Source organism: Micromonospora sp. M51, assembly GCF_018070305.1.
GTDB classification, from domain to species: Bacteria; Actinomycetota; Actinomycetes; order Mycobacteriales; family Micromonosporaceae; genus Micromonospora; species Micromonospora parva.
In genome coordinates this window covers 1-3,736 of sequence record NZ_JAGPXZ010000621.1, presented here as the reverse complement: position 1 = coordinate 3,736, position 3,736 = coordinate 1, and the positions used below count along the sequence as shown (strand labels likewise).

Genomic DNA, 3,736 nt, shown 5'->3' with positions numbered 1-3,736 from the left:
GGCCATGAAGAAGCTGCTCGCATCGGCCACCGCCGGCCTGGCCGTGCTGACCGTCGCCGTACCCGCCCCGGCGCTCGCCGAACGCCCGCGCCCCGACACGTACGTGGTCTCCCGGGCGTCCGGGGTGCTGCCCGAGGGGATCGCGGTGACCCGGGACGGCACCCTCTACGTCACCAGTCTCGGCACCGGTGCCGTCTACCGTGGTCACGTCCGCGACCGGGAGCTGCGACAGTTCCTGCCGCCGGGGGCGGACGGGCGTACCCGGGCGGCCGGGTTGCACGTCGACCGGCGGGGTCGGATCTTCGTCGCCGGCTGGGACACCGGCGCGCTCTTCGTGTACGCCCCGGACGGTGAGCTGCTGGCCCGACGGACGGGGCCGGGCGCCGCCCTCAACGACCTGGCGCTGACCGCCGACGCGGTCTACGTCACCGACTCGGCCACCGGCACGCTGTGGCGGGCGGCGCTGGACGGCCCGACGGTCGGGAACCTCGTACGGTGGCTCGCCCCCGCTGACTTCCCGGTCGCGCCGGGATTCCTCAACGGCATCGTCGTCACCGACGGCGGGCGGATCGCGCTCGTCGGCGACCAGGGCAACGGTCAGCCCGGCACCGAGCGGCTGTGGCGGGTCGACCTGGTCGGGCGGACGGCCAGGGCCGTCGAGGTGATCGACGGCCAGCTGGGCGCCGACGGGCTGCTGGTGGAGGGCGACCGGCTCTACGGGGTGGTGAACTTTCCCGACGGCGCCGGCGGCTGGGATTTCGCGGGGAACCTGGCGATCGTGGACGCCGACCGGAGAACCGCTCGGGTGGTACGGCAGTCCCGTCCGGCCGGCCTGGCGCAGTCGCCGACCACGATCGTCCGCGACGCCGGCCGGCTGCTCTGGGTGAACAGCCAGCTCAACGCGTCCGCCCCGGCGCCGCCCTTCACCGTCACCCAGGTCCCCGGGCTGCGCTGACCCGGCCCGACGCCCCGAGCGTTGGCGGGCCGGGTCACCGCGATGCCGACGAACGCGCCGCTGTCGCCTCGCTCAGTACGCCAGGGCGGCGCGCAGGTAACGGAGGTCGGCGTGGCCGCCCCAGCGGTGCGCCGACAGCCCGGCGGACCGGGCACCCCGCACGGCCCAGTCCTCGTCGTCGACGAACAGGACCCGGGCCGGCGGGGTGTCCAGGGCCACGCAGGCGGCCTGGAAGTATTCCGGGGCGGGCTTGTGCACGCCGACCACCGAGGAGTTGACCACCACGTCCAACTCGCCGACCAGGCCGAGCGCGGCCAGGTCGGCGTCGAGCAGGTCGGTGGCGTTGGTGCCCAGCCCGACCCGGACGCCCGCCGCGCGGACCTCCCGGACGAACGCCAGCACCTCCTGGTCGACCTCTCCCCGGTAGCTCTGCCACTGCTCCACCGCAGCGCGGGCCCGTTCCGGGCTGCCCACCGATTCGGTCAGGGCGTCCGCCACACTGCTCATCCACTCGGCGTGATTGACCTGGCCGGTGAGCACCGGCTGGAGCCGCCCCCACTGCATGGCGATTTCGCCGAGCACCCCCTCGGAGAGGCCGTACTCCCGCTCCACAACGGCGGCCACCGCCGGGTCCCACCGGCGCAGTACGCCGTCGAAGTCCAGCAGGAGCGCCGTCGCGCGTTCCCGAGCCACTACCCGTTCTCCTCGCCGCGGCCGTGCCGCTGGTCGTCCTCGTCGGCCCGGTTGAGCCGTTGGCTGATCACCTGGGTGACCCCGCTGCGCATGGTTACGCCGTAGAGCGCGTCGGCGATCTCCATCGTCCGCTTCTGGTGCGTGATGACGATCAGCTGACTCTTCTCCCGCAACTGTGCCAGCAGTGTGATCAGCCGGCCCAGGTTGACGTCGTCCAGGGCCGCCTCCACCTCGTCCATGATGTAGAACGGGCTGGGTCGGGCGCGGAAGATCGCCACCAGCATGGCCACCGCGGTCAGCGACCGCTCGCCACCGGAGAGCAGCGACAACCGCTTGATCTTCTTGCCCGGCGGGCGGGCCTCCACCTCGACGCCGGTGGTGAGCAGGTCGTCCGGTTCGGTGAGGATCAGCCGTCCCTCGCCGCCGGGGAAGAGCACTGTGAACACCTGCTCGAACTCGCGGGCGGTGTCCTCGAAGGCGCTGGCGAACACCTCCAGGATCCGCTCGTCCACGTCCTTGACCACGGTGAGCAGGTCCCGGCGGGTGGCCTTGAGGTCCTCCAACTGCTCGGAGAGGAACTTGAAACGCTCCTCCAGCGCGGCGAACTCCTCCAGCGCGAGCGGGTTGACCTTGCCCAGCAGGGCGAGTTCGCGTTCCGCCTTCGCGGCCCGCTTCTCCTGCACCGGCCGCTCGTAGCGCACCGGCTCGGGCACCGGCAGACCGTCCCGTTCGGCCGCCGCGACGTCGACCTGGGTCGGCGGCACGGGCTGGGTGGGGCCGTACTCGGCGACGAGCGTCTCCACGTCCAGCCCGAAGTCCTCGGCGGCCTTCGCCTCCAACTGCTCGATTCGCAGCCGCTGCTCCGCCCGGGCCACCTCGTCGCGGTGCACCTGGCTGGTCAGCCGCTCCAGCTCCGCGCCGAGCCGCTTGGCGGCGCCGCGTACCTCCTGAAGCTCCGCCTCGCGCGCGGCCCGTTCCAGGGCGACCGCGTCGCGGTGCTCCTCGGCCGTCGCGATCGAGGTGGTCAGCCGGGTCAGCGCCTCCCGGGCGCCACCGGCGACGGACCGGGCGATGCTCGCGCCCCGGGCGCGGGCGGCCCGCCGGGCCGCCGCGCGTTCCCTGGCGGCCCGTTCCGCGGTGGCCTGCCGGGCGAGGGAGTCGGCCCGGCCGGCGATCGAGGAGACCCGCTCCTCGGCGGTACGGACGGCGAGCCGGACCTCCATCTCGTTCTGCCGGGCCTGCGGCACCATGGCCGCCAGTTGGTCGCGTTCCTCGGTGGAGGGCTCGGCGTCGACCGGGGTCTCCTCGGCCAGCCGCAGCCGCTCCTCCAGTTCGGCGAGGGCGGTGAGGTCCCGTTGCCGGGCGGCCTCGGCGCGGGAGCGGGAGTCCCCGAGCCGGTCCGTCTCGGCTTTCGCGGACCGGGCTGCCGCGCCCAGCTCGGCCAGGCGGCGGGCGGCGGCGTTGCGGTGGCTCTCCGCCTCGCGCTTCTCGGCGGCGGCGTGCTGCACTGCCTCCTTGGCGGCGGCCACCTCGGCGCGCGCCTCGACCAACTGGTCACGCAGCTCCAAGGCGGCGCGTTCGGCGGTGAGCCGATTGGCGCGAGCCTCCTCCACGGCGGCCTGCACCTCGATGTAGCTGGGGGCCTTGGCCGACCCACCCGCGGCCGCGTACGCCCCGACCACGTCACCGTCCGGGGTGACCGCCCGCAGCTCGGGGTTGGTGGCGACCAGCTCCGCCGCGGCGGCGAGATCATCGACGAGCGCCACGTCGCGTAGGGCCCGGTGCACCGCCGGCCGCAGCTCGTCGCCGCACTCCACCAGGTCGGGCGCCCACCGGGCACCGTCCGGCAGCTTCGGGCGCAGCGCGTCCGCGGAGCCGGTCATGCCGGGCCCCGCCGGGCTGCCGACCAGCAGGCCGGCCCGGCCGGCGTCGGAGATCTTCAGCAGCCGCATCGCCTCGACGGCCTCGTCCACCCCACTGACGGCGACCGCGTCGGCGAGGCCGCCGAGCGCGGCGGCCAGCGCGGCCTCGTGGCCCGGGGCGACGGTGAGCAGCCCGGCGAGGCTGCCGAGCAGGCCGGGCACGTCC

2 protein-coding genes and 1 pseudogene are annotated in these 3,736 nt (G+C 74.6%); 1 reads left to right on the top strand and 2 read right to left on the bottom strand.

Annotated elements, in window-relative coordinates; genetic code table 11:
- Positions 1-955: SMP-30/gluconolactonase/LRE family protein (locus KBX53_RS25725; protein WP_247676219.1), on the top strand; the 955-nt coding region annotated here is incomplete at its 5' end.
- A 72-nt stretch (positions 956-1,027) separates the two neighbouring features.
- Here the strand turns inward: KBX53_RS25725 and KBX53_RS25720 are convergent.
- Both KBX53_RS25720 and KBX53_RS25715 read right to left on the bottom strand, forming a co-directional pair.
- Positions 1,028-1,648 carry an HAD family hydrolase gene (locus KBX53_RS25720; protein WP_210862099.1) on the bottom strand — a complete coding sequence of 207 codons (621 nt, stop codon included), beginning with the start codon at positions 1,646-1,648 and terminating at the stop codon, positions 1,028-1,030.
- A pseudogene (locus KBX53_RS25715) lies at positions 1,648-3,736 on the bottom strand (AAA family ATPase); the annotation flags it as partial. The gene KBX53_RS25720 and the pseudogene KBX53_RS25715, both read right to left, overlap by 1 nt.